The 24,579-nt window shown below is 65.6% G+C and carries 21 protein-coding genes; 9 read left to right on the plus strand and 12 right to left on the minus strand.

Going from position 1 to position 24,579, the window contains the following annotated elements; genetic code table 11:
- Positions 1-27: 27 nt before the first annotated feature.
- From AC3WUF_RS17050 to AC3WUF_RS17060, 3 genes are all read right to left on the minus strand, one after another.
- A complete protein-coding gene (locus AC3WUF_RS17050; protein WP_492427791.1) occupies positions 28-906 on the minus strand; it encodes an SDR family NAD(P)-dependent oxidoreductase in 879 nt (292 codons plus the stop codon).
- The gene (locus AC3WUF_RS17055) at positions 903-2,096 is read right to left on the minus strand and encodes an acyl-CoA dehydrogenase family protein (protein WP_492427793.1); all 1,194 of its coding nucleotides are present in this window, start codon (positions 2,094-2,096) and stop codon (positions 903-905) included. The genes AC3WUF_RS17050 and AC3WUF_RS17055 overlap by 4 nt, the downstream gene beginning before the upstream one ends.
- A 99-nt stretch (positions 2,097-2,195) precedes the next feature.
- Complete coding sequence (locus tag AC3WUF_RS17060) at positions 2,196-3,296, minus strand: GGDEF domain-containing protein (protein WP_492427795.1); 1,101 nt, start codon at positions 3,294-3,296, stop codon at positions 2,196-2,198.
- Positions 3,297-3,566: 270 nt separating this feature from the next.
- On the opposite strand from AC3WUF_RS17060, the gene AC3WUF_RS17065 reads away from it, so the two are divergent.
- The 4 genes from AC3WUF_RS17065 to AC3WUF_RS17080 all read left to right on the plus strand — a co-directional run bounded on the left by AC3WUF_RS17065 (position 3,567) and on the right by AC3WUF_RS17080 (position 10,711).
- Entirely contained in the window at positions 3,567-4,649 is a 1,083-nt protein-coding gene (locus AC3WUF_RS17065) for a GGDEF domain-containing protein (protein ID WP_492427797.1), read from the plus strand.
- A 167-nt stretch (positions 4,650-4,816) separates the two neighbouring features.
- Positions 4,817-8,506 carry a M36 family metallopeptidase gene (locus AC3WUF_RS17070; RefSeq protein WP_492427799.1) on the plus strand — a complete coding sequence of 1,230 codons (3,690 nt, stop codon included), beginning with the start codon at positions 4,817-4,819 and terminating at the stop codon, positions 8,504-8,506.
- A gap of 77 nt (positions 8,507-8,583) precedes the next feature.
- Positions 8,584-9,615, plus strand: a complete 1,032-nt coding sequence (locus AC3WUF_RS17075; protein ID WP_492427801.1) for an aldo/keto reductase — start codon at positions 8,584-8,586, stop codon at positions 9,613-9,615.
- Positions 9,616-9,694: 79 nt separating this feature from the next.
- Complete coding sequence (locus AC3WUF_RS17080; protein ID WP_492427803.1) at positions 9,695-10,711, plus strand: NADP-dependent oxidoreductase; 1,017 nt, start codon at positions 9,695-9,697, stop codon at positions 10,709-10,711.
- A 4-nt stretch (positions 10,712-10,715) separates the two neighbouring features.
- Here the strand turns inward: AC3WUF_RS17080 and bla are convergent, their stop codons facing one another.
- Positions 10,716-11,501, minus strand: a complete 786-nt coding sequence (gene bla, locus AC3WUF_RS17085; protein WP_492427805.1) for a subclass B1 metallo-beta-lactamase — start codon at positions 11,499-11,501, stop codon at positions 10,716-10,718.
- A 108-nt stretch (positions 11,502-11,609) separates the two neighbouring features.
- Here bla and AC3WUF_RS17090 point away from each other — a divergent pair, with 108 nt between their 5' ends.
- The 4 genes from AC3WUF_RS17090 to AC3WUF_RS17105 all read left to right on the plus strand — a co-directional run bounded on the left by AC3WUF_RS17090 (position 11,610) and on the right by AC3WUF_RS17105 (position 16,265).
- Positions 11,610-12,416, plus strand: coding sequence for an SDR family oxidoreductase (locus AC3WUF_RS17090; protein ID WP_492427807.1), 807 nt, complete (start codon positions 11,610-11,612; stop codon positions 12,414-12,416).
- A 176-nt stretch (positions 12,417-12,592) separates the two neighbouring features.
- Entirely contained in the window at positions 12,593-14,218 is a 1,626-nt protein-coding gene (locus tag AC3WUF_RS17095) for a phytoene desaturase family protein (protein ID WP_492427809.1), read from the plus strand.
- Complete coding sequence (locus AC3WUF_RS17100) at positions 14,215-14,592, plus strand: DoxX family protein (protein ID WP_492427811.1); 378 nt, start codon at positions 14,215-14,217, stop codon at positions 14,590-14,592. The genes AC3WUF_RS17095 and AC3WUF_RS17100 overlap by 4 nt, the downstream gene beginning before the upstream one ends.
- Positions 14,593-14,651: 59 nt before the next feature.
- The gene (locus tag AC3WUF_RS17105; RefSeq protein ID WP_492427813.1) at positions 14,652-16,265 is read left to right on the plus strand and encodes an ABC-F family ATP-binding cassette domain-containing protein; all 1,614 of its coding nucleotides are present in this window, start codon (positions 14,652-14,654) and stop codon (positions 16,263-16,265) included.
- Positions 16,266-16,268: 3 nt separating this feature from the next.
- On the opposite strand, the gene AC3WUF_RS17110 is transcribed toward AC3WUF_RS17105, so the two are convergent.
- Together AC3WUF_RS17110 and AC3WUF_RS17115 are read right to left on the minus strand one after the other, a co-directional pair.
- On the minus strand, positions 16,269-17,216 hold the full coding sequence (locus AC3WUF_RS17110) for a hypothetical protein (protein WP_492427815.1): 948 nt from the start codon (positions 17,214-17,216) through the stop codon (positions 16,269-16,271).
- Complete coding sequence (locus tag AC3WUF_RS17115; protein ID WP_492427817.1) at positions 17,213-17,548, minus strand: PadR family transcriptional regulator; 336 nt, start codon at positions 17,546-17,548, stop codon at positions 17,213-17,215. Before AC3WUF_RS17115 ends, AC3WUF_RS17110 begins: the two co-directional genes overlap by 4 nt.
- Before the next feature lie 363 nt (positions 17,549-17,911).
- On the opposite strand from AC3WUF_RS17115, the gene AC3WUF_RS17120 reads away from it, so the two are divergent.
- Positions 17,912-20,353 carry an Ig-like domain-containing protein gene (locus AC3WUF_RS17120; RefSeq protein ID WP_492427819.1) on the plus strand — a complete coding sequence of 814 codons (2,442 nt, stop codon included), beginning with the start codon at positions 17,912-17,914 and terminating at the stop codon, positions 20,351-20,353.
- Between the two features lie 63 nt (positions 20,354-20,416).
- Here the strand turns inward: AC3WUF_RS17120 and AC3WUF_RS17125 are convergent, their stop codons facing one another.
- From AC3WUF_RS17125 to AC3WUF_RS17150, 6 genes are all read right to left on the minus strand, one after another.
- The gene (locus AC3WUF_RS17125; RefSeq protein WP_492427821.1) at positions 20,417-21,349 is read right to left on the minus strand and encodes an SDR family NAD(P)-dependent oxidoreductase; all 933 of its coding nucleotides are present in this window, start codon (positions 21,347-21,349) and stop codon (positions 20,417-20,419) included.
- A gap of 1 nt (position 21,350) precedes the next feature.
- Complete coding sequence (locus AC3WUF_RS17130; RefSeq protein ID WP_492427823.1) at positions 21,351-21,884, minus strand: VOC family protein; 534 nt, start codon at positions 21,882-21,884, stop codon at positions 21,351-21,353.
- Between the two features lie 19 nt (positions 21,885-21,903).
- Complete coding sequence (dmpG, locus tag AC3WUF_RS17135; protein ID WP_492427825.1) at positions 21,904-22,944, minus strand: 4-hydroxy-2-oxovalerate aldolase; 1,041 nt, start codon at positions 22,942-22,944, stop codon at positions 21,904-21,906.
- A gap of 76 nt (positions 22,945-23,020) precedes the next feature.
- The gene (locus AC3WUF_RS17140) at positions 23,021-23,368 is read right to left on the minus strand and encodes a hypothetical protein (RefSeq protein WP_492427827.1); all 348 of its coding nucleotides are present in this window, start codon (positions 23,366-23,368) and stop codon (positions 23,021-23,023) included.
- Between the two features lie 8 nt (positions 23,369-23,376).
- Complete coding sequence (locus AC3WUF_RS17145; protein WP_492427829.1) at positions 23,377-23,661, minus strand: hypothetical protein; 285 nt, start codon at positions 23,659-23,661, stop codon at positions 23,377-23,379.
- A gap of 7 nt (positions 23,662-23,668) precedes the next feature.
- Positions 23,669-24,574 carry an acetaldehyde dehydrogenase (acetylating) gene (locus AC3WUF_RS17150; protein ID WP_492427831.1) on the minus strand — a complete coding sequence of 302 codons (906 nt, stop codon included), beginning with the start codon at positions 24,572-24,574 and terminating at the stop codon, positions 23,669-23,671.
- Positions 24,575-24,579 lie beyond the last annotated feature (5 nt).

Consider the following 24,579-nt stretch of genomic DNA (forward strand, 5'->3'; position numbering starts at 1 on the left):
GTCCGACCAGTGTCGCCCATCCGAAGTTCAGCTGCTGCGATACCAGTCCGGCCGCCCGGCGGTCCACAGCTCGCCCCACAGCTTGCCGCCGCCGTCGACGGTCAGCACTTCGCCGGTGATGAAGCTGCCGCTCGACGCCGACAGGTAGATGCAGGACTCGGCAATCTCCATCGGTGTGCCAGGTCTTTTCAGGGGATTGGCGAGCGGGAATTCTTTCTGCGCCTCCGGCGGATAGACCTCCAGGCCTTCGGTCGCGGTCAGGCCCGGCGCGACGCAGTTGATGCGGATGCCCAGCGGCGCCCATTCGACGGCCACGGTGCGCGTCGCGCCGATGATGCCGGCGCGCGCGGCGACGGTGTGCGCAACGCCCGGCATGCCGCGCTCGATGACGACGACGATGTTGCAGATTGAGCGCAACATCGATTGCGCAGCGTCACCCTGGTCGCGCCAGTACTGCGCGGCGCGCTGCATCATCAGCCAGGTGCCGTTGAGATTGTTGTTGATGACCGCGTTCCAGCCCTTTGGCGCGTAGTCGATCGCGGACTGCGGGAACTGGCCGCCGGCGTTGTTGACGGTGCAGTCGACGCGGCCGTAGTGCGCGTGTGCTTTCAGGAACAGCGCGTCGACCTGTTCCGGTTCGCGGACATTGGTCGGCACGACGAGCACTTCGCCGCCTTTGCCGCGGATGAAGTCTGCGACGACTTCCAGCTTCTCGACCGTGCGACCGCAGATGACGAGCTTCGCGCCGAGCCGCGCGAACAGCAGCGCGCAGGCGCGGCCGATGCCGCTGCCGGCGCCGGAGACGAGCACGACCTTGCCCTTGAACAGGTCGGCGCGATACACCGTCTCGGTGCTCCAGAGAAACTCCGGCGCATTCAGGCGGGCAACGTCATCCGCGATGCTCATCCGCTCAACAGTTCCTTGGCGATGATCATCTTGCGTACTTCGGTCGTGCCGGCACCGATCTCGAGCAGCTTGATGCTGCGGTACAGGCGATTGATCTCGGATTCCCAGATATAGCCGGTGCCGCCGTGGATCTGCACGGCGTGGTTCAGCACCTTGTTCAGCGTCTCGGCCGTGTACATCACGCCGGCGGCGGTCAGCTTGTGGATGTCGCCGCGGCCGCCTTCGCCTTCGTTGATCGTGTTCGCCGCGCGCAGCACCTGGTAGGTGTAGAGGCGCATCGATTCGACCCACACGTACATCTCGGCGAGCATCGACTGCACCATCTGGAACTCGGAGATGGCTTTGCCGAACTGCTTGCGCTGCTTGGCGTAGTCGAGCGACAGCGCCAGCGCGCGCTCGGCGATGCCCAGATTGATCGGAGAAATCATCGCGCGTTCCAGATCGAGGCCGGACATCACGACGCGCACGCCCTTGTTCTCCTCGCCGACCAGATTGGCGGCCGGCACCTTGCATTCCTCGAAGACGAGTTCGGCGGTCTGCGAGCCGCGGAAGCCCATCTTGATCAGCTTCTGCGCGACCTTGAAGCCCGGGAAGTCCTTTTCGACGATGAACGCCGAGACGCCCTGATTGCCCTTTTCCTTGTCGGTCTTGGCGTAGACCAGCAGCACGTCGGCGACCGGGCCGTTGGTGATGAAGATCTTCGAGCCATTGAGGTAATAGAAATCGCCTTCACGGCGCGCCGTCGTACGCATCGAGCCGATCGCATCCGAACCGGCGCCCGGCTCGGTCAGGCCGAGCGCGCCGATCAGCTTGCCGCTGTTGAGGCCGGGCAGGTACTTCTGCTTCTGCGCCTCGTTGGCGTTGGCGAGGATGTTGTTCATGCACAGGTTCTCGTGCGCGACCCAGGCCAGCGCCAGTGCATGGTTCCAGCGGCCGAAGGCCTGCAGGATCAGGCCCGAGGTGAACACGTCCATGCCGGAGCCGCCGTACTGCTCCGGCGCGGTGACGCCGAAGTAACCGGTTTCGCCAATCTTCTTGAAGATATCGGCCGGCCACCATTCCTCGTCGTCCATGCGCTGCGCGAGCGGATACATCTCGGCCTGCGCGAAGCGGTCGGCCTGCGAGAGGATTTCCATTTCGTCGTTCGACAGGCCGGTGAAAGCCTGCATGACGGAGGGACGTTCGGACATGGCGGTACACCTTGGTGAGTCGGACTTACCAAAGATAGGCCGGGGCCGGCCGCAGCGCTTCGTCCAATAAGGTGAGGCTCGGCGCGGCCCCGAATCGGCTCAGGCGGATTCGATGACGACGCGATTGCGGCCGCCGGCCTTGCCGGCATACAGCGCGGCGTCGGCGCGCGAGATGGCCTGCTCCAGCGTGTCGCCGGCGCGCAGCATGGCGACGCCCATCGTCGCCGTCACCGGCGGCTCGGACGGATCGCGCGGACGGTCGGGATCGGCAATCGCGATCCGCAGGCGGTTGGCGAGCACCATCGCGCCTTCCAGATCGGTTTGCGGCAACAGCATCAGGAACTCTTCGCCGCCCCAGCGGCCGACGCTATCGACGGTGCGCACGCCGCGGCTGAGCAGCCGGCTGACGCTGCGCAGGACCGCATCGCCGACGTCATGGCCGAGCGTGTCGTTGATCGATTTGAAATGGTCGAGGTCGCAGAGAATCACCGTCAGCGGCTGGCCCAGTTCGCGGCAGTCGACGATGGCCTGCTGCGCCTGCGTGTTCATGCGCCGGCGGTTGTACAGGCCGGTGAGCGGATCGAGCATCGCCATTTCCATCAGCGCCGTGTACTGCCGCGCGGCGAGACGGAAGTACTGATAGACGAGTCCGGTGGTCGCGAAGATCAGCACCGTGTAGTTCATCGTCCGCAGCAAAGGCAGGGCGATGGCGGGCAGTTCCTCGGTGTAGGTTCCGACGCGGGCGTGGGTATCGAGCCAGATCAGAAAGACGGTGAACAGCGTCACTAGGCCCCATTTGACGCGCAGACTGATGCGGCCACTGACGACGACGACCGGCAAGGCGGCGACCAGGATCAGCTGGAAGTCGGCATCGCGGCCGAACTGCAGCGTCGAGTGCGTGCAGATGCCGAACAGCATTGCGACCATCGCCATCACCGCGGCGAGAAACACCGGATAGCTGCGGCGCACCGATTGCAGCCAGTACAGCGGAATGCAGGCGATCGCCAGGCCCACCTGCAGGTACCAGTTATGGACCCCCAGCGCGAACATCACCGCGCCGTAGATCAGCGACGTCACGCTCAGCAGGATGGCGCTGCGCTGGCACAGGCGGCGAAAGGTGTAGCGAATGACATCGCTGTCCTCGTCCACCGGACGGCGGGTGATTCCCGGCGAGGAAGCTGCGTTTGGAGAGGTCGTCATAGAGTGCCGATGGCAGATACCCGCGGATGCCCCACTACCTAGTAAACGATATGCAGCTGGCGCGGTCGCCACCCGTCACTCCCGCCTGCACGCCGGCATCGTAAACGATTGCCCGATCGGCCTGCCCCCGCGGCGCCAGTCGACGCTACAATCGGACGACAAGCGGTACAAATACAGCCCGAAAAGGGCCGGCGCCCGTGCAGCGGGCCCACATAACCGAGGGAACTGGCCACTCGCGCAACGATCGCGACGACGCCGGAGGGAAGCTTGATGATCAACGAAGACAGCGACTCTGTGCGCAGGGCGTTCCGGCGCCTGTGTCAACGCGGCGCGGTGCTGGCAGCCGCGGTCGCGCTGCTCCATGCCATCGCGCAGTTCATGCTGGGCAATCCGCAGTGGCCTTACGCGCTGATCCCGATCGCCCTCTGCGTTCCGCTGAACTGGATGTTATCGACCCGGCAGCCGTTCGGTGTCTTCATCCTCGCGTTGCCGCTGATGGTCGCGCTGCTGGTCGGATTGTGCAGTTACGCAACGCTGACGATCGGTCCCAGCGCAAGCTTCCACCTGATACTGATCGCAGTGCTGCCAGTCGTCGTGGTCAGCGGCCGCATCAGCGTCACGGCCAAATGGCTGACAGTCACGCTGTTCACGATCTATCTGGTCGTTCTCGATTCGGTGGCGGCGGATTCTCCCGCGCTGGCCTCGCTGTCGCCGCTCGCCCTGGGCATGATGCGCGCGGTCAACCTGGCGATTCCGGCCCTGTGCACGACCAGGCTCGTGCTGCACTACTTTCATCGCGCGTCGCGGCAGCATGCGGCACTGCTGAAGCTGGCGGCACTCGATCCGCTCACGGGGCTCTACAACCGTCGCCAGATCGGCGAACGGGCTCGCCAGCTCATCGCCGAGTGCCAGCGGCACAAGCAACCGCTGTCGATCGTCCTGTGCGATCTCGATCACTTCAAGTCGATCAACGATCGCTACGGCCATGAGGCGGGCGATGAGGTCTTGCTCCGCGTCGGCGGCGTTCTCGGTCAGGGCGTGCGCGCCGTCGACTGCGTCGGTCGTTGGGGCGGTGAGGAGTTCCTGCTGTTGCTGCCGCAGACCGATCTTGAAGGCGCCTATGTGGTCGCGGAACGCCTGCGCAACCGCATCGCGGTGCAGTTCGGCAGCAGCGCGGGGAGTGCGCCGTCGGTGACGGCGACGATGGGCGTCTCGTTGTTCCGTGCCGCCGACACGCTGGAGAAAGCCATATCGCGGGCCGATGCCGCGCTGTATGCCGGCAAGGCCTCGGGGCGCAATCGCGTGGAACGCGATCCGGACACCCGGGCGGTCAAGGCGCAGCCGCCTGGCTGAAGCCGCCCGCCGCTTGGGGGATTCCCCTCGGGTCTGCTTTCCCAGTGTCGCCGCTGGCCCGGCGGTGCTAAGTTCGAGACGGGGAAGCCATCGGTGGCTGGTGGGGCGTTGCCCACGCTGGCACATGCATTGCGATGGCTTTTGGCATCGGGCAATCGGGGTGATTCATGGGTTTTATGACGAGGGCTTGCCGGCCGGTGCTGGCGGCCGCGCTGTGTGTTTCCGGCCTGTTGGTGACAGCGCCTGCGTTCGCCGTACTGGAGCTGCATGACGAACTGGCCGCCAATGAGCGCGCCAAGAATCTCGATCTGCGCCTGGGCCGCATCCTGCCGCAGGCGGCACAGCTGGAAGCGGTATCGCGGCTCGGCGCACGCGCCAGCTGGAACCGCTACGGCACCGTCGCGACGCTGATCAAACCCGGCGGCTATCTGGCCACCGGCCTGGGCGACGATGCGGTCGCCGCGGCGCGCCAGTGGATCAACCAGAATCGCGCCCTGTTCAAGCTATCGCCGCTCGGCGTCGAGGAGCTGGAACTCGTCAACGCCGCCGAGACGCCGCACAACCCGGCGCGCGCGGTGCTGTTCCGCCAGCGGTTCGCCGGCATGCCTTCGGCGGTCGCCGGCCTGATCACCGTCGGCGTCGTCGACGGCAAGGTCTATTACGCGTCTTCGTCTTCCGCCGGCGAGCAACCGCCGGTCGGTTCGGTGCTGCTGTCGCCGCTGCAGGCCTGGTTGCGCGCCGCCGCCGACGTGCTGCGCGCGACGCCGCTGGACGATGTGCTCTCCATCGTCGACGAAACGCTCAACACCGGCTGGACGCTGCTCAACGTGCGCGGATTCTCGCAGCCGCAGCGCGCCCGCCTGATGATGCTGCCGATGCCCGAAGGCGGCGTGCGCCAGGTCTTCGAAACCGTTGTGCTCGACGTGCGCAACGGCATGCCGATGGCGTATGTCCATTACATCGATGCCGAGACCGGCAAGGTCTGGAAGCGCGAGAACCGCGTCTACAACGCCAGCACGATCCCGCTGATTCCGTCGCCGTTCCGCGGCACGTTCCCGGATGCGCAGACCTGCGCGGCGCGGACCGAACACACGGTATCCGCCGGCAATGCGGCGATTGCCGTGATCGCGACCGCCGCAGTGCCCGCCAACTCGGTCAGCGCCAGCCTGTATCGGGTCGAGGAAAGCGGCGCTTCGACGCTGGTTGCCGAGCGCGGCGCCATGACCGGTCCGGCGCAGATTCTCACGTACGCGCCGTCGGGCGGCGTGCCGGCCGCCACTTACCAGGTCGAAGTCTGCCCTGACGACTCTTTCCTCTCGCTCGGCTCGTTCCCGCCGTTGCCGGATTTTCTCGGTGCGCTGATCGTCAGCCCGATCGATACGTCGGTGACCTCGGCGCTGCTCGGCGCCGACGCCAACGCGCCGCAGTGGAAGTGGTTCCCGACCAATCCGGACCAGCTCTATGACGGCGAGGATGTGCGCAAGGTTGCGTGCTTCGCGCCCTTGCCCGAAGGCGGCCTGTCCGGCTGCGACATCGACGTGACGACGACCGCCTCGCGCGGGCCATGGGACCTGCTGCTCGGCACGGTGCCGACCTTCACGACGATCGGCAACAACGCGATCACCGCCGGCGGTGCGATCAGCCCGCTGACGCCGTCGCTGCTGAATCCGCCGATCGCGCTCGATCGCAAGTACGACTTTCCGTTCAACAATGCCTGGTACGAATCGGGCTGCAGTCCGCTGGAGATCATCGCCAGCCAGATCCCGAACTCGAATGGCAACGATCTGAGCGCGGTCACGGTGAACCTGTTCACCATGCACAACCGCATGCATGACTTCGCGTACTTCCTCGGCTTCACCGAGCGCAACTACAACCTGCAGCTGTTCAACTACGGCCTGACACCGGTGACCCAGCAGAACGATCCGGAAATCGGCACCTCGCAGGCCGGTTCTCTGGGCGGCGCGCCGTGGATTCCGACCTACGGCACCGCGGGCGGCCGCAACAACGCGAACCAGATCGCGCTGATGGACGGCGTGCCCGGCATCACCAACCAATACCTGTTCCAGCCGGTCGGCGGCATCATCTACGGGCCCTGCACCGATGGCGCGCTCGACATGGGCATCGCCGGACATGAGTACACGCACGCGATCTCCAATCGCATGGTCGCCGGTCCGGACGGCAACCTCGTCAGCGAGCAGGGCGGCGCGATGGGCGAGAGCTGGAGCGATCTGGTCGCGACGGAGTTCCAGATGGCCTTCGGCTACGAGCAGCCCGGCGGCTTCAGCCCGACCGCGCTCGGTGCGTACACGACCGGCAATCCGGTGCGCGGCATCCGCAACTATCCGCTTGAAGACAACCCGACCAACTACAGCAATTACGGGGCGGACACGCCGGGGCCGGAAGTGCATGCCGACGGCGAGATCTGGAATGCCACGCAGTGGGAGTTGCGCCAGGCCTTCATCGATGCCTACCAGGACGACTATCCCTACGAGGACGCCGATCTGCAGCGCGATTGCGCCAACGGACTCGTCGATGCCGCGCACTGCCCGGGCAACCGTCGCTGGGTGCAGTTGATCTTCGACGCCTGGCTGCTGATGCAGAGCGACGTCAGCATGCTCGACGCACGCGACGCGATGCTCGCCTCCGACATGGCGCGCTTCGGTGGGGCCAACCAGCAGCTGATGTGGCGCGTGTTCGCCAAGCGCGGTATGGGCAAGGACGCCTACACCGCGGGCGGCGATGACGTCATGCCGGTGCCGAACTTCGACTCGCCGCTAGAAGACGAGCAGGCGGACGTCACGTTCAAGGTCGTCGCCGGCGACGAGAGCAATGCGCCGGTCGCCGCGCGCATCCTCGTCGGCCGCTTCACGACGCGCAGCCGGCATATCGCCGATACCGATCCGGCAACGGTCGTCGACGAGACCGACGAAACGACCCAGGCGACCACGCAGAACAATGTCGATCACGCGCGCCTGGTGCCGGCGACCTACGAGTTCATGGTCGTCGCGCCGGGCTACGGCATTCATCATTTCGAGCAGGCGCTGCCGGCCGGCGAGTCGACCTTGACGTTCACGCTGCCGACCAATCACGCATCGGTCGCCAAGGGCGCCGCGATCGTCACCAGCGCGTCTCTGGAGGCGAACGTCGCCAACAAGGATCTGCTGATCGACGATTCCGAAGACACCGGCGCGATTCTCGGCGACGAAGGCCTTGCGGTCGGTGCCTGGGCGACGATCGCCCTGGCCGGCGGCGAACAGACGGTTTCGGCCGTCAACATCAGCGCCGCGGCCGGACCGACCAACGCGGGGCGCTGGACGGCGCTGCGGCAGTTCGAGCTGCGCGCCTGCAGCGGCGAGTGCGGCGATCCGGAAGCCGACTTCCAGCAGGTGATCTACACCAGCGCGGAAGACGCCTTCCCCGGTGTGCGCCCGCGGCCGCTGCAGCCGGACCTGATCATCCGCAGTTTCAGCTTCGATCCGGTCAAGGCCAGTCACCTGCAGCTGCGCGTGCTCAATACGCAATGCAGCGGCGGCCCGGATTTCCAGGGCGAGCTCGACAACGATCCGCTCAACAACACGGACTGCATGAGTACGGACACCTTCCTGATCACGGCGCTCAATGTCGCGCTCGGCGGCGCGCTGATCACGCCGGTCAAGCCGGGCGATGGCGCGCGCGCGACCGAGATCCAGGTGTTCTCGACGGCGCCCAACGCGCGGCTCGAAGGCGGGTCGGGTGGCGGCGGTTCGGGCGGCACGCCGGATGCCGGCCGCTTCGGCGCCAGCGCAATGGGCGGCGCCATGCTGCTGCCGCTGCTGCTGATGGCGGTGCTGCGCCGACGCTGGCTGTCGCGCATTTAGCCTCGCGATCCCCTGCCGGATAGCCGGCAGGGGATTTGTATGGTGAGCTATGTGCCCTGCCTGCAAGGCGAACGCTCATGGAACACCGTCAGCTCGGCCGCTCCGGCCTCAAAGTCCCCGTTCTCAGTCTCGGCACCGGCACCTTCGGCGGCAAGGGCGAGATGTTCCAGAAATGGGGCAATTCCGATGTCAGCGAAGCGACGCGGCTGATCGACATCTGCCTTGAGCACGGCCTGAATTTCTTCGACACCGCCGACATCTATTCCGACGGCGTTTCCGAGGAAGTGCTGGGTCAGGCCATCAAAGGCCGGCGCAGCAATGTGCTGATCTCGACCAAGGCGACGTTCACGACCGGCAGCGGGCCGAACGACAAGGGTTCGTCGCGCCATCATCTGGTGCGCGCCTGCGAGGCGAGCCTCAAGCGCCTCGGCACCGACTACATCGACGTCTATTTCATGCACGGCTACGACGCGCTGACGCCGCCCGAGGAAGTGCTCGGCGCGCTCGATCAGCTGGTCCGTCAGGGCAAGATCGGCTACATCGGCGCGTCGAACTTTTCCGGCTGGCATCTGATGAAGGCATTGGCGACGTCCGAACGCTATGGCCTCGCGCGCTACGTCAGCTACCAGGGTTATTACTCGCTGATCAGCCGCGAGTACGAGTGGGAGCTGATGCCGCTGATGCTCGACCAGGGCGTCGGCACGATGGTCTGGAGCCCGCTCGGCTGGGGCCGCCTGACCGGCAAGATCCGTCGCGGCCAGAAGCTTGTGGACGGACGTATCGCCCAGGGCGGCGCCGAGGGCGGGCCGATCGTCGACGACGAATATCTGTATCAGGTCGTCGATGCGCTCGATGCCGTCGCTGCCGAAACCGGCAAGTCGGTGCCGCAGATCGCGCTCAACTGGCTGCTGCGGCGGCCGAGCGTCAGCAACATCGTCATCGGTGCGCGCAACGAGACCCAGCTGCGGCAGAACCTCGACGCGCTCGGCTGGTCCCTGAGCAAGGAGCAGATTGCCCGGCTCGACGCCGCGAGTCAGCGCACGCCGGTCTATCCGTACTGGCACCAGCGCGATTTCGACGAGCGCAATCCGAAGCCGACGACCTGGTAGCGGGCTACTCGTTCGGGTGGGAGACGCACCGGCCTGCGCTCCCTAGGCTGTGCCGACAACAACGAACGAGGAGATTCGCATGGCGCAGGCCCGCAGCTGGTTTCTGCAGAAGCGTCCGGTCACCGATATCGAGGACGACACGCTGGTCCTGCGCGAGCACAGCCTGCCTGCGCTGAAGGACGGCGAGTTCCTGATGCGCACGATTCTGCTGTCGCTCGACGCGAGCAACCGCATCTGGATGAGCGACCGGGATTCCTATCTGCCACCGGTCGAACTCGGCGCGGGCATGCGCGGCGTCGTGGTCGGCGAAGTGATGGAGTCGCGGCATCCGGACTTCCCCAAGGGCTGTCTCGCGTCGGGACTCGATACCTGGTCCGACTACGTCGTCACCGACGGCAGCGGCCTGACGCCGATGGCGCCGTTGCCCGGCCTGAAGCTCGCGGAGGCTTTCGGCGTGCTCGCGATTGCCGGACCGACGGCCTACATCGGCCTACATGAGATCGGCCGGGCCAAGCCGGGCGACACGGTCGTCGTGACCGCGGCGGCCGGTGCGGTCGGCATGGTCGTCGGCCAGCTGGCGAAGATTCACGGCTGCAGGACCATCGGCGTTGCCGGCGGTCGCGACAAGTGCAAGCTATTGACCGAGCAATACGGTTACGACCACGCGATCGACTACAAATCGGAGAACGTGCTCGAGCGTCTGCGCGAGCTCGCGCCCGACGGCATCGATGTCCAGTTCGAGAATGTCGGCGGCGAGCAACTCGACGCCGCGCTGACACACATGAAGATCGGCGGCACCGTCGTGCTGTGCGGCCTGATCTCCAGCTACAGCGCCAGCGGTCCGGTGCCGGGCCCGTACATGTTCAGCAACATCATCTTCCGCCGCCTGCGCGTCGAGGGCTTCCTGTGCCTCGACTACACGAAGAAATATCCGGAGTACCAGGCCAAGCTCGCACAGTGGATTCTCGAAGGCAGACTGCACTTCAATCTGCATGTCATCGACGGCCTCGAGAACGCCGTCGAGGCCTGCCGGATGCTGTATACCGGCGGCAACCAGGGCAAGCTGCTGGTGCGCATCGGCCCGGATTCCCTGTAAGGGCCTACTGCGCGGCGGGCGTCTCCGCCTTGAGCAGATCCAGCGTGTGCGCCAGCAGGCTGCGGTCGCCCAGCTCGCCGTGGCCGGGCACGACCATGCGCGCCTGCGCATAGCGCTGCTGGGCGCGTTGCATCGCCAGCGGCCAACCCTTGAAATCGGCCTCGGCGATATTGCCGAGGGCCGTCGCGTCGCCGGCCTTGACGGCGCAGCCGCCGAACAGAATGGCCTGCTTCGGCAGCCAGATCATCAGATTGTCCGGGCTGTGCGCCGGGCCCGGCGCGAAGACTTCGACCGGCCCGAGCGCAATGGCCTGATTCTCCGACAGCGTCTTCAGCGCCGGATCGAGCGGCTGCGTGAACTTGTCGGATGCGCTGAGGCTCAAGGTCCGCGGCGTCGCCGCCAAGGGCACGCCGAGCCTGGCGAGCACCGGCCAGCCGCCGATGCGATCGTCGTGATGATGGGTCGGGATCAGCCGGGCGATCGGCAGTTTCAGATCGCGCGAAATCCAGTCGACCAGTTCCTGAGTCGGCGCGACACCCCAACCGGTATCGATCAAGGTCAGCCGATCGCCGTCGCGAACGATCAGGCCGTTCGACGACAGCCGCCGCTGGTCCGCCATCACATGCCAGGTCGTGTGCACCCAGACGTCCGCGTCGATCTGACGGATCTGCAGATCTTGCGAGACGCTGATCAGCTCGCCCAGCTTGGGTGCCGCAGCGGCGGGGGTTTGCCAGCAAAGCACCAGCGCGCCGAGGGTGCCGAGTCCGATGAACCACGATCGAATCTTCATGCTTCATTGAAGCCGCCTGCGGCGGAGCTGTCCAGCGCGCCGTGCTCGCCAGCAAGGCCGCGGCACCGCAGAATGCACGCCATCACCGGCGCGACCTATCGAGTCACCATGAGCAAAGTCATCCTGATCACCGGCGCTTCGTCCGGTCTGGGCCGTGCCTGTGCCGAAACACTCGCGCGTGCCGGGCATCGCGTCTATGCGGCCAGCCGGCGGCCGCCGCAGGATCTGCCGGGCTGCCAGCCGCTGACGCTGGACGTCGACTCCGATGCATCGGTCGAAGCGGCGATCACGCTGTTGCTGGTCTCCGAAACGCGCGTCGATGTCGTGATCAATTGCGCCGGCTTCGGCATCGCCGGTGCGATCGAAGACACCACGACCGACGAAGCCAAGGCGCAGTTCGAGACCAACTTCTTCGGCGCCGTGCGTGTCACCCGCGCGCTGCTGCCGAAACTGCGCGCGCAGGGCGGCGGCCTGATTCTCAATGTCGGTTCGCTGGTGACGCAGCTGCCGGTGCCGTTCCAGGCCTATTACTGCGCGAGCAAGGCGGCGCTGGAGTCGTACAGCGAAGCGTTGCGCTTCGAGGTTGCGCCGTTCGGCATCCGGGTTGCCTGCATCGAGCCCGGCAACTTCGCGACCGGCTTCACCGCGCAGCGCCGCCGTGTCCCGGGCTGGACCGCCGCGTCGCCGTACGCCGCGCGTTGCGAAGCCTCGGTGTCCTGGATGGAGAAGGACGAAGCCAACGGCCTGCCGCCGGCGCGCTTCGCGGCGCAGGTGCGGCGCATCGTCGAGCACAACGATGGTCCGTTTCTGTACCTGGCGATCGCGCCGATCGAGCGCATCGGCCTCTGGCTGCGCGCCGTACTGCCATGGTCCTGGTACGAGGCGCTGTTCAGCCGGCTTTTCCATTCGCGCTAGGAAATCGTCATTCCCGCGAAAGCGGGAATCCAGGGAACAGGCTGCTGCTCTCTCCGCCCTGGATTCCCGCTTTCGCGGGAATGACGGGTCATTTCATGCGCCAATGGCGGGGCGGATTTCCCAAGCGCGCGGCCCCGGTCTCGCGCTATCGTGCCGGCAAAGATCTGGGGGATTCCATGAAACGCACAGGCAAGCGCTACCGGCCGGGACGGGCCGCGGCGGACTACGACGTCATCGTCATCGGTTCCGGCATCGGCGGGCTGTGCGCCGCGGCGCTGCTGACCCGCCTCGGCAGCAAGGTCTGCGTGCTCGAGCAGCACTACACCGCCGGCGGTTTCACGCATTCCTACGAGCGCGAAGGCTATGAGTGGGACGTCGGCGTGCACTACGTCGGCGAAGTCCACAAAGAGCACGCCGCGCTGCGGCGCATCTTCGACGTGATCTCCGACGGCCAGCTCAAGTGGGCGGAGATGGACAAGGTCTACGACCGCATCATCATCGGCGGCCGGACCTACGACTTCGTCGCCGGCCGGGCGAACTTCGCTGCCGAGTTGAAGAAGCACTTCCCGCAGGAAGGCGCAGCGATCGACGCCTACATGGATACGGTGATGCGCGTCGCGCGCAGCATGAAGACCTACTTCGCCGGCCAGGCGATGCCGCCGCTGATGGCGCGGATGTACGAGAAGATCCGCCCGCTGCGCGTGCCGCGCGAATGCTTCCAGTCGACGCGCGAGGTGCTCGAAGGCCTGACGCAGAACCAGGAACTGATTGCGGTGCTGACCGGCCAGTGGGGCGACTACGGCCTGCCGCCACGCGACGCCGCGTTCATCATGCATGCCTCGGTCGCCAAGCATTACTTCGATGGCGGCTGCTATCCGGTCGGCGGCTCCTGGAAGATGGCCGATACGATCATCCCGGTGATCCGTGCCGGCGGCGGTGAAGTCTTCACCTATGCGAAGGTCAAGCAGATTCTCGTCGACAACAATCGCGCGAGCGGCGTTGAGATGGAGGACGGCAGCCGCGTGCTCGCGAAGACCGTCATCAGCAACGCCGGCGCGCGCGTTACGTTCGAAAAGCTGTTGCCGCAGACGGCACGTGAGCGCCACGGCTATCCGACCAAGCTGCGCGAGGTGAAGCCTTCGCATGGGCACCTGTGCATTTACGCCGGCTTCAAGGGCACGGCGGCGGAGCTGAACATTCCGCGCACCAACCTGTGGGTCTACCCGGACTCCGATCACGAAGGCAACATGCAGCGCTTCCTCGACGATCCGCTGAACACGCTGCCGATGGTCTACATCTCGTTCCCGTCGGCGAAGGATCCGGAATGGGAGCAGAACTATCCGGGCAAGAGCACCGTCGAGATCATCACCCTCGGCCGCTACGAGTGGTTCGCGAAGTGGGCCGGCGAGACCTGGAACCAGCGCGGCGACGAGTACGAGGCGCTGAAGAAGACCTTCACCGATCGCCTGCTGGCCGCACTTTACAAGCAGATGCCGCAGCTCGAAGGCAAACTCGACTACTGCGAGCTGTCGACGCCGCTGTCGACCGAGTGGTTCAACATGTATCCGAGCGGCGAGATCTACGGTCTCGATCACGATCTGCAGCGCTTCGAACAGAAATGGCTGCATCCGGTGACGCCGGTGAAGAACCTCTACATGACCGGCCAGGACGTCGTCACCGCAGGGGTCGGCGGCGCGCTGCTCGGCGGCGTGATGACCGCGGCGGCGATGCAAGGTCGCCACGCCGACCGTGTCTTCAAGTTGCTCAAACAGTGGAAGGCGCCGGAGGCGCAACCCGCATGAACGCTAAAACCGTTGGCCTCGCAGTCGTCTTCCTGTTCTTCTTCATCGGCGGCATCGCGCATTTTGCGGTGCCCGAGTTCTTCATCAGGATCATGCCGCCTTACATCCCGTTTCCGCGCGAGGCGGTGCTGCTGAGCGGGGCGATCGAGCTGATTCTGGCGTTCTGCCTGCTCAAGCCGTCGCTGCGGCCGCTGACCGGCTGGGCGCTGATCGCGCTGATCTGCGTCGTTTCGACGGCGAACATCCACATGTCGATGAACCCCGAACTGTTTCCGGAAATCCCGGAATGGGCGCTGACACTGCGGCTGTTCATCCAGGCCGGATTGCTGTGGCTGGTCTGGTGGAGCACGCGGCCGACATCACGCGGCGCCTGAACAACGCGTAAACTCCGCGCCCCTCAAGCTGCCCCGGCCGGATTCCGGCCCCGTGAACCATGCTTTCGCTCCAGAACCTGACGCTGCGGCGCCATGCCCGCACGCTGTTGAACAACGTCTCGGCGACGATCCACGCTGGGCAGCGTGTCGGCATCATCGGCAAGAACGGCGTCGGCAAGTCGACGCTGTTCGCCGCGATCCGCGGCGAGCTGGTGCCGGACGGCGGCAAGATCGATCTGTCGAAGAACGTGGTTGTCGCCAACGTCGCGCAGGAGACCCCGGCGCTGGACCAGGCCGCGATCGAGTACGCGCTGGACGGCGATATCGAGCTGCGCGAGATCGAGGCGCGCCTGCGTGAACTCGAACAGCGCATCGAACTGCATCCGACCGATGCCGACGTCAACGCACTGGTCGCGGCGCATGACCGTCTGACGACGATCGACGGTTACGCGGCCAAGGCGCGTGCCGCGCAGCTGTTGCACGGTCTCGGCTTCATTCCCAGCCAGCAGGAAAACCCGGTCGCCAGCTTCTCCGGCGGCTGGCGCATGCGTCTGAACCTGGCGCGCGCGCTGCTGCGCCGCTGCGATCTGCTGCTGCTTGACGAGCCAACCAACCATCTCGACATGGATGCGGCGCTGTGGCTGCAGGAGGAGCTGGCGACGTTTCCCGGCACGCTGCTGCTGATCTCGCACGACCGCGAGTTTCTCGACGCCGTCTGCACCCATACGCTGCATCTGGAGCGCGAGACCGCAACGCTGTACGTCGGCAACTACTCACAGTTCGAGCGCCAGCGCGCCGAGCGCCTGTCGCAGCAGGCGCAGATCCACGCCAAGCAGCAGGAGAAGGTGGCGCACCTGCAGTCCTTCATCAGCCGCTTCAAGACCCACGCCAGCAAGGCGCGCCAGGCGCAGAGCCGCGTCAAGGCGCTGGAGCGCATGGAACTGGTGGCGCCGGTGCTGGCCGAGAACGAGTTCGACTTCAGCTTTCGCAAGCCGGAGAAGGTGCCGAGCCCGCTGGTGCATATCACCCACGGCCAGGTCGGCTATGCCAACAAGGCGCTGCTGACCGGCCTGCGGCTGTCGCTGCAGCCGGGCGAGCGCGTCGCGCTGCTCGGCGCCAACGGCGTCGGCAAGTCGACGCTGATGAAGAGCCTCGCCGGCGCGCAGCCTTTCGTCGGCGGCGACATCGTGCGCTCGCCGGATCTGAAGGTCGGCTACTACGCCCAGCATCAGCTCGAACAGCTCGACCCTGAAGCCAGCGCGTTCCTGCATCTGCGCCGCATCGACCCGACCGCGCGCGAGCAGCCGCTGCGCGATTACCTCGGCCGCTTCGCGTTTGCCGGTGAGCGCCAGATGGAGCCGATTGCACCGTTTTCGGGCGGCGAGAAGGCGCGCCTGGCGCTGGCCTTGGTCGCCTATCAGCGGCCCAACCTGCTGCTGCTCGACGAGCCGACCAACCACCTCGATCTGGAAATGCGCCAGGCCCTGGAAATGGCGATCAACGACTATCCGGGCGCGGTCGTGCTGGTCAGCCACGACCGCCATCTGGTGCAGAACGTCTGCGACACCCTGTGGCGCGTCGCCGACGGCACCTGTGCGGTGTTCGACGGCGATCTCGACGACTACGCGACCTGGCTGCGCGAAACCCGGCGCAAGGCGCAGCGCAAGAATTGAGTGTCAGGTTCTCGGGTCGTTGCGTATTCGCAGCGCGCACCAGACCTGATACCCGGCGTCGATCAGCAGCACCAGGCTGATCCAGCCGAAGCCCTGGGCCAGCCATTCGCTGACGTGAACCCAGAATGTGCTGGTCGGTGCCGCGGTGAACATCTGGTCGCCGAGGCCGTAGATCGTTCCGAGCGCGAGCGACGAGACGGCGGATACAGCCGCAGCGATCCAGTGCTTCGCGCGTGTGCGGTAGGGCTGGAACAGGTCGACGACATTGAGCAGCAGCGCAACCACGGTGCAGACACTCGTGATGCGCAGCATCAGCGTCGCTTCGTCACTCCAGGCCGCGATGCCCAGTGCGGCCAGCGAGGCCGGCGCCAGCCAGTCCAGATTGAGCCAGCGCAGCGCGATCAGGTTGAAGACGAATTCGAACGCGGTACTGCCGCGACCGATGCGGCCGTCCTTTTCGCGCACGGGCGCCAGATGTTTCGGATTCCAGTGATCCAGGCCCGCCAGTTGCAGCAAGCGATCCTGGAACAGCCAGAACAGCAGCGTCGTGACCGCAAAGCCGATCAGCGCCGAGTTGGCGAAGCCCCAGTACAGCTGAAAGAGCTGCTGCACAGGATTCCAGCGCGTTGCCGACATCGACGCCGCCGCCTGCGTCAGCTGCGCGATCAGTAAACCCAGCAGCATGTACTTGAGCGAGAGCTTGTAGAGCGGGAACGCCGGTTCGTCGATCAGCGTGCGGCGAGTGTGGTAGCCCGCGGCGACGCGTAGCGGATGGCCGCGTCGGCGCAGGAATTCCAGCCGCTCTTCGGCGCTGAGCGTGCGCCCGGCATCCTGCTCGCGGGCTTCGAGTTCGTCGATCAGCGCGCTGCGGATTTCTGCGGCGAGATCACCCGCCTGTTTGCGGGGCAGGTGTTCCTTGATGGCGGCCACGTAACGATCGATATCGGTCATGGGCGATGCTCCAGAAGCTGGTTGAGGGAATGCACGGTGGCCTGCCAGTCCTCGCGCAGCGCCCGCAACATCGCGCTGCCGTCCTTCGAGAGCCGGTAGTAACGCTTGTCGCGACCGCCGTCGCTGCGCCATTCGCTGTCGAGCAGGCCTTGTTCCTCAAGACGGCGAATCAGCGGATACAAGGTGCCTTCGTCGATATCGACGCCGAACTGCTGCAGGTACTTGCGCAAGGAGTAGCCGTACTGCGGCTCGTGCAAGCAGCCGAGCACGGCGAGGACCAGTACGCCGCGGCGCAGCTCCATGCGTAATTTGTCGAAGCGGGTGGAGTCCATTTCAGATACTGTGTGACGTACAGTGTTGATACTGTGCATCACATAGTATTCGCCGTCAACCCCCCTGCAGCAGCGATCGATCCGGCCCGATCTGATCGGGAGCGCGTCGGGATGGCATCGAGCGGTGCACCACAAAGGACCAGCATTGCACTGATGCAAGGATCCGCAGCGAGTGCTTGGCGCGCGGTCGCGACGCTCAAAATAGTTTCGACATCAAGGTCTAAGGCGTCGATAAAAGCGCGGCGCACAGGTGCAATAAGCTGCCATAGCAGCTATATTTTGAGGCTAGTGCGCCTTGATACATTTAATAGCGGGACTTTGGGGAGTAGATTTCGTATGCGACTCTTTTCCAATGGGTGGCGTTTGCTTGCCATCAGCGGCCTTGTCGCCATTCTTGGCGCCTGCGGTGGCAACAACGACAACGAGGTGCGTTTGCGCTCGATCGAGATCGCGCCCGCCACTCAGAGCATTGCCTCCGGCACGACGGTCCAGCTGACGGCCACCGCGCTCTATTCGGACGGCAACACCTTCAATGTGTCGGACCAGGTGATCTGGGATTCGGCCGATGACGCCAAAGTCTCGGTCTCGCCGACCGGCCTTGCCTCCGGCCTCAGCCCGAGCACCGGCGCGGTGACGATCACTGCGACGCTCGATGAAGCCAGCGCAACCGCGGCCATTACGGTCACCGCTGCGACGATCAAGCAGATCCAGGTGACGCCGGACGACGGCGCGCTGCCGCGCGGTCTGAATCGCCAGCTCACGGCGACGGCGATCTTCACCGACAACCGCACGCAGGACGTCACCGCGACGGCGTCGTGGGTTTCCACCGACACCTCGGTGGCAACGGTCGGCAACACCAGCGGCAACAAGGGTCTGGTCACCGCGGTCGGCGCCAACTCCACCGCGACGACGATCACCGCCTCGAGCGGCGGCGTGACCGGCAGCCTGCCGCTGCGTGTCAGCGCGGCATCGATCAGCTCGCTCCAGGTCAGCCCGGGCACTTTGAGCATCGCCTGGGGCGGCTACGAAAAGCAGTTCACCGCCACCGCGGTCTTCAGCGACGGCACCACCGGCGATGTCACCGATCAGGTCGTCTGGAGCATGTCGGGCCCTGCGGTTCGTGGAACGATCAGCAATGCAGCGGGCGAGAAAGGCCTGTTTGTGACGGGCAGCGAAACGACGACGCCGGGAACGACGCAGGTCACCGCGACGGCCGGAGGCAAGACCGCCTCGGCGAATGTCACGGTCACCAACGCGAATCTGCAGTCGCTTGAAATCGACGCGACGAACAAGCGCTTCGCACCGGCGACCACCCTGACGGCCGGCCTGGGCCGCACCTTGCAGTTCGTTGCCACCGGCCGCTTCTCCGGTACCGCCACGCCGGCGATGGATGTCACGAAGCTGGTGACCTGGAGCACTTCGGATGTCACCGTCGCGACGATCAGCAACGCCGAGTCCTCGACCGGCAAGTCGGTGACCCAGGGCGTCGGCACTTCGCAGATCAGTGCTTCGATCAAGCGCGGCGTAACGACGCCGGTCGCTGAAGTGACGCGTTCGATCACCTTGAACGTCTCGAATGCCGAGCTCGTCAGCATGGTGGTCGAGCCTTCCTCGCTGACCGTGCCGCGCAGCTTCAAGGCACCGCTGCGTGTCGTCGGTACCTTCAGCGACAGCTCGCAGGAAGACATCAGCTCGGACGTCACCTGGACGTCGCAGGACTCCAACATCGCGGTCGTCGGTAATACCACCGGCCTGCGCGGCGTCGTGACCGGCGGCAATCCGGGCAACACGGTGGTCACCGCCAGCTACCCGGGCACGGGCATCAACGCGACCGCCGCCATCAACATCACCGGCGCGACCCTGCAGGCGATCAACATCCAGCCGCAGGTGCTGACGATTCCGCAGAGCACCACGACGCCGGTGCCGTTCATGGCGGTTGCCTCGTTCAGCGACGGCAGCACCCTGGACGTCACCAACTACGGTCAGGTCGTCTGGACGTCGAGCGACACCAACGTCGCGACGGCCAACGCCAGCCCCAACGGCGCGTTCACCGGCACGGCTCAGGGCGGCACGGTTCAGGTCGTCGCCAGCCGTCCGGGCAGCGAGCTGCGCGGCCTCGCGACGTTGAATGTCGATGGCGTTGCGCTGGTCCAGCTGCGCGTCGTTCCGCGCACCTTCGAAGGCTGCACGGCGACCACGTTCACGGTCGCCGAGTCGGCCGAGCTGGTTGCGGTCGGCGCCGGACGCCGCTTCATGGCTTGCGCACGCTTCCGCGACGGCTTCATCGGCGATGTCACCAGCCAGGCTTCCTGGGCCACTCAGGCGCCGGGCGTCATCACCGTCGGCACCTCGGGCGCACTGCGCGGCCGCGTGACGACGACGGGCCGCGAGAAGGAACGCGGCGTCATCGAGGCGACCTACACCGAGAACGGCATCACGATGAAGGATACCGAGGCCATCACGCTGGTCGACGGCACGATCACCGTGATCACGATCACCGCCAGCCGCGATCTGACCGCGCAGCAGCCGGCCGGCATCAACATCCAGTTCGAATCGGTTGCCAGCATCCGCTCGCCGGATGGAACGACCGCTACCGGTGTGAACATCACCGAAGGCGCGACCTGGACCAGCTCGCAGGAGAGCGTGGTGGTCATCAGCAACACGGACGGTTCGCGCGGCAGCGCGACGGTCCAGGCTGCATCGGGCGGTGGTCTGCTGGGCGGCACGCCGCCGTCGTCGTCGAACATCCGCGCTGCGCGCGGCGGCGTCAACAGCAACACCCTGACGGTGAACCGCGCGCCGTAACCGGCAACAGGCAGCAAAAAAGGCCGCCAGAGCAATCTGGCGGCCTTTTTCATGGACGGCGTTTCAGGCGGCTGTCGTGTCCAGAGCGTCGAGCCACGCGGTCGTCTGCTGCCAGACCTTTGCCGCCACCGCGGTGTCCGCGCCATCGGCGCTGGTCGGGCTGGGCGCGCAACTGCGGTAATAGCGTCCACCGGGCGCATTCGCGGCGGTCGCGCAATGCAGGGTCGTCTGTGCGCCTTCGATCGGCGTCAGCAGGAAGAACTTCTCCAGCGGCGCGAACAAACGGCGGATCGCCTCGAGCGCCGGATTGCCGGAAAGACCCTTGTCGGCGATGTTGGTGTAGACCGCGCCCGGATGCAGGCAGTAGGCCTGCACCTGCTGTGAGGCCGCGTGCCGGCGCTGCAGCTCCGTTGTCGCATGGATCAGCGCCAGCTTGGAGTTGCCGTAGGCATTCCAGGAATTGTAAGGCTGCGTCGCGCCCATCAGCGCGGCGTTGCTGCCCTTGTTGTGCAGCATCGACACGACGTTGACGATGCGCGCGCCGCCGCCGGTCTGCAGCAGCGGCAGCAGACGCAGCGTCAGATGCATCGTGCCGAGATAGTTGGTGCGCCAATGCAGCTCATGACCGTCGGCGGTCAGGCGCGGGGTCTTCCACTGCGACAGCAGGTCGAGATGGATGCCGGCGTTGTTGATGAGCAGATCGAGGCGCTCGCCCTGCGTGGCCCGATACCAGGCGACGAAGGCTTCGACAGAGGAGGCGTCGCAGAGATCCAGCGTGTGACCCTGAACCTTGCCGGAGCCGGCCAGCTGGCGTGCGATCGCTTGCGTATTGCCGCGCGTAGTAACGACGACATCCGCGCCCCAGCTCGCCAGCGCCCGCGCGCTTTCGTAGCCGATGGAGCCCGGCGCTACGCCGGTGACGATTGCACGCTTGCCCTGCAGATCGACCGGCGTCGCCCGTGGCGCGCGAACGAAGAGTTTGCGCAGCGCGTTCAACTCAGGCCTCGAAATCGATGACGGTGACCGGACTGCTCACGCCGTCCCAGTGTCGCGCCGCAAGCTGGCCTGCCGCAAAGCTGTCGAGAATCAGCGGCACGGCTTCGATCAGCTCATAGAGCACGCCGGCATCATCGCCCGACTCGAGGTAGGCCACGCGCACGGCGCCGTTGCTCGCTTCAAAGACCGGCCGCATGCCGCGCGCCATCGCGGCGGCCACGTCCTGATCGATCTGCGCGGTATGCCAGGCGATGTGATGCATGCCGCTCAGGCTGCGGCCGTCGCCGTTCTGGTACGGAGACGGTGTCCTGCTGAGGACCTGGATCAGTTCGATCTGCACGTCGTCCTGGTACGACAGGCCGACGTGCATCTTCACGGTCGTTTCGACGCCGCGGCAGCGTCCGCTCATCGTCGTGTTGCGGAACACCGTCCAGGGTCCGACGCCATGCAGCTTGATCCAGCGCTTGATACTGGCGTCGAGATCGTCGACGACCCAGGCGATCTGCTTGATCGGCCCGCGGGCCTGCGGATGCACGGCGGCTTCAGCGGTTCGCTTAAGCGGATTCCTTGAGCAGGCCGCGCGCGCGCGCCATCGTGATCGCAGTGTCTTCGATCATGTCTTCCTGGCCGCCGACCATCTTCTGGCGGCCCAGCTCGAGCAGAATCTCGCGGGCCGAGATGCCGTACTTGGCCTCGGCGCGGCGCGCGAACAGCAGGAAGCTGGAATAGACACCGGCGTAGCCCAGCGTCAACGAGTTGCGATCGATGCGCACCGGGAAATCGAGGATCGGCGTGACCAGATCCTCGGCAACGTCGGAAATCTTGAACACGTCGACGCCGGTTTCGATGCCCATGCGATTGCACACGGCAACGAAGACTTCCATCGGCGTATTGCCGGCGCCGGCGCCCATGCCGCCACAGGCGCAGTCGATGCGACGTGCGCCGGCGGCAACCGCGGCGATCGAATTGGCAACGCCCATCGCCAGATTGTGGTGGCCATGGAAACCGATCTCGGTTTCGGGCTTGCACTTTTCGCGCAGCAGCGCGACGCGCGCGGTGACATCGTCCGGCAGCATGTAGCCGGCCGAGTCGGTGATGTACAGGCAGTTGGCGCCGTAGCTTTCCATCAGCAGCGCCTGCTCGATGAGCTGCTTGGGCTCGATCATGTGCGCCATCATCAGGAAGCCGACGGTGTCGAGCCCCATCTTGCGGCCAAGATTGATGTGCTGCTCGGAGACGTCCGCCTCGGTGCAGTGCGTCGCGACGCGGATCGTCGTCACGCCACAGTCGGCCGCCATGCGCAGGTGATCGACGGTGCCGATGCCCGGCAGCAGCAGTGCCGAGACCTTGGCCTGCTTGAGGCCCGGAATCACCGCGCGCAGATACTCTTCATCGGTTGCCGCCGGAAAACCGTAGTTCACCGACGCACCGCCGAGTCCGTCACCGTGGGTGACTTCGATCAGCGGGCAGCCGGCCGCGTCGAGCCCGCGCGAGATCGACTGCATCTGTTCGATCGTGATCTGGTGGCGCTTGGGATGCATGCCGTCGCGCAGCGACATGTCATGCACCTTGATCTTGATTCCCTTGAGGCTCATCACGGACTCCTGGTCTCTACGACCCCTGCTCCTTGTCGGAGCAGGGGCTCAATGCTTTGCAATATCAGCCGACGCTTCAGTCGGTGAACTCGATCGCGTCGTCGAGGTTCTCGCAGAAGTTCTGCTCGCTGGCCTCGCTGACCGAGCCGTCGGCGAACTTGGCGCGGATCGACTGCTCGCAGCCTTCGTTGTCGGTGCTGGCGTCCCAGATCAGCTTGACCGTCGCACCCGGCGCGATGCCCTTGCCGATGTCGAAGCCGCCCCAGGTCTTGCCGTCCTCGGAGACTTCCAGCGCGGTGATCTTCGACGAGCTCTTGTTGGCCACGTTGAAATACCACTGGCTTTCCTTGGCCTGCAGAGCAGCGGACGCCAGCGCGAGAGCGGCGGGCAGGGCAAAGCTCAGCAGCGATTTACTGATAGACATGGAAATTCCTATTCGGGAGTCGCGATAACGGCGGCGATAAGCCGGAAGATGCCCACAGGGGCCAGCCAGACTAACAGGGTATCGGTGATGAACTCCCGCTTGTCGGCGTGGTGGCGTGTGACCTGGCGCAACTTGCGGTGCGCCTCGCAGTGCATCTTCGGCTCATCGACGATCGCGTCGTGCGCCTCGGTGTAGAGCTTGTAGGCGCGCTCGCGATTGGCGGCGGCCAGCGCCAGATCGCCCTGCTTCCAGAGCTTTTCGGCGCGCTGCTTGCGTTCGGCGAGGCTGGCCATGGGCGCTTCAGGCCGCTTCCAGCTTGAGACGGCCGGCGAGGATTTCCTCGGCGAACATCTCGGCGGTGCGCGTTGCCGACGCGGTCATGATGTCGAGGTTGCCGGCGTACTTCGGCAGGAAGTCGCCAAGGCCTTCGACCTGCATGAAGCTTGTGACGCGGTTGCCGTCGAACACCGGGCCGTTGACCAGCTTGTAGCCCGGCACGTACTTCTGCACTTCGGCGACCATGTCGCGGACGGATTGCTCGATTTCCTTCTGCTTCGGCGCATCGACCGTCAGGCAGTGGATCGTGTCGCGCATGATCATCGGCGGTTCGGCCGGATTGATGACGATGATCGCCTTGCCCTCGTCGGCGCCGCCGATCTTGGCGACCGCGCCAGCCGTCGTGCGGGTGAATTCGTCGATGTTCTTGCGCGTGCCGGGGCCGACCGACTTCGACGCGACCGTCGCGATGATCTCGGCGTACTTGACCTTCTGCACGCGCGACACCGCGTAGACCATCGGGATCGTTGCCTGGCCGCCGCAGGTGACCATGTTGACGTTCATCTCGCGCTTGCCCGCGTGTTCCTTCAGGTTGATCGGCGGCACGCAGTACGGCCCGATCGCGGCCGGCGTCAGGTCGATCATCATCACGCCAAGCTTATTGAGCTTGTCGGAGTTGTCCTTGTGCACGTAGGCGCTGGTCGCGTCGAAGGCGATCTGCACGCCGTCAGCCTTCACAAATTCCAGCATGCCGTCGACGCCCTTGTCGGTCGTCTTCAGGCCATGCTCACGCGCGCGCGCCAGGCCTTCAGAGGTCGGATCGACACCGATCATCCAGACGGGCTCCAGCACCGACGAGCGCTTGAGCTTGTAGAGCAGATCGGTGCCGATGTTGCCGGGACCGATGATCGCGCATTTGATTTTCTTCATTGCCA

It is taken from the genome of Fontimonas sp. FW305-C-3 (assembly GCF_058783185.1).

Bases quoted from the DNA above. Each gene is read 5' to 3' on its own strand.
- AC3WUF_RS17050 (WP_492427791.1), bottom strand. From the start codon at position 906: ATGAGCATCGCGGATGACGTTGCCCGCCTGAATGCGCCGGAGTTTCTC.
- AC3WUF_RS17055 (WP_492427793.1), bottom strand. From the start codon at position 2,096: ATGTCCGAACGTCCCTCCGTCATGCAGGCTTTCACCGGCCTGTCGAAC.
- AC3WUF_RS17060 (WP_492427795.1), bottom strand. From the start codon at position 3,296: ATGACGACCTCTCCAAACGCAGCTTCCTCGCCGGGAATCACCCGCCGT.
- AC3WUF_RS17065 (WP_492427797.1), top strand. From the start codon at position 3,567: ATGATCAACGAAGACAGCGACTCTGTGCGCAGGGCGTTCCGGCGCCTG.
- AC3WUF_RS17070 (WP_492427799.1), top strand. From the start codon at position 4,817: ATGGGTTTTATGACGAGGGCTTGCCGGCCGGTGCTGGCGGCCGCGCTG.
- AC3WUF_RS17075 (WP_492427801.1), top strand. From the start codon at position 8,584: ATGGAACACCGTCAGCTCGGCCGCTCCGGCCTCAAAGTCCCCGTTCTC.
- AC3WUF_RS17080 (WP_492427803.1), top strand. From the start codon at position 9,695: ATGGCGCAGGCCCGCAGCTGGTTTCTGCAGAAGCGTCCGGTCACCGAT.
- bla (WP_492427805.1), bottom strand. From the start codon at position 11,501: ATGAAGATTCGATCGTGGTTCATCGGACTCGGCACCCTCGGCGCGCTG.
- AC3WUF_RS17090 (WP_492427807.1), top strand. From the start codon at position 11,610: ATGAGCAAAGTCATCCTGATCACCGGCGCTTCGTCCGGTCTGGGCCGT.
- AC3WUF_RS17095 (WP_492427809.1), top strand. From the start codon at position 12,593: ATGAAACGCACAGGCAAGCGCTACCGGCCGGGACGGGCCGCGGCGGAC.
- AC3WUF_RS17100 (WP_492427811.1), top strand. From the start codon at position 14,215: ATGAACGCTAAAACCGTTGGCCTCGCAGTCGTCTTCCTGTTCTTCTTC.
- AC3WUF_RS17105 (WP_492427813.1), top strand. From the start codon at position 14,652: ATGCTTTCGCTCCAGAACCTGACGCTGCGGCGCCATGCCCGCACGCTG.
- AC3WUF_RS17110 (WP_492427815.1), bottom strand. From the start codon at position 17,216: ATGACCGATATCGATCGTTACGTGGCCGCCATCAAGGAACACCTGCCC.
- AC3WUF_RS17115 (WP_492427817.1), bottom strand. From the start codon at position 17,548: ATGGACTCCACCCGCTTCGACAAATTACGCATGGAGCTGCGCCGCGGC.
- dmpG (WP_492427825.1), bottom strand. From the start codon at position 22,944: ATGAGCCTCAAGGGAATCAAGATCAAGGTGCATGACATGTCGCTGCGC.
- AC3WUF_RS17140 (WP_492427827.1), bottom strand. From the start codon at position 23,368: ATGTCTATCAGTAAATCGCTGCTGAGCTTTGCCCTGCCCGCCGCTCTC.
- AC3WUF_RS17145 (WP_492427829.1), bottom strand. From the start codon at position 23,661: ATGGCCAGCCTCGCCGAACGCAAGCAGCGCGCCGAAAAGCTCTGGAAG.
- AC3WUF_RS17150 (WP_492427831.1), bottom strand. From the start codon at position 24,574: ATGAAGAAAATCAAATGCGCGATCATCGGTCCCGGCAACATCGGCACC.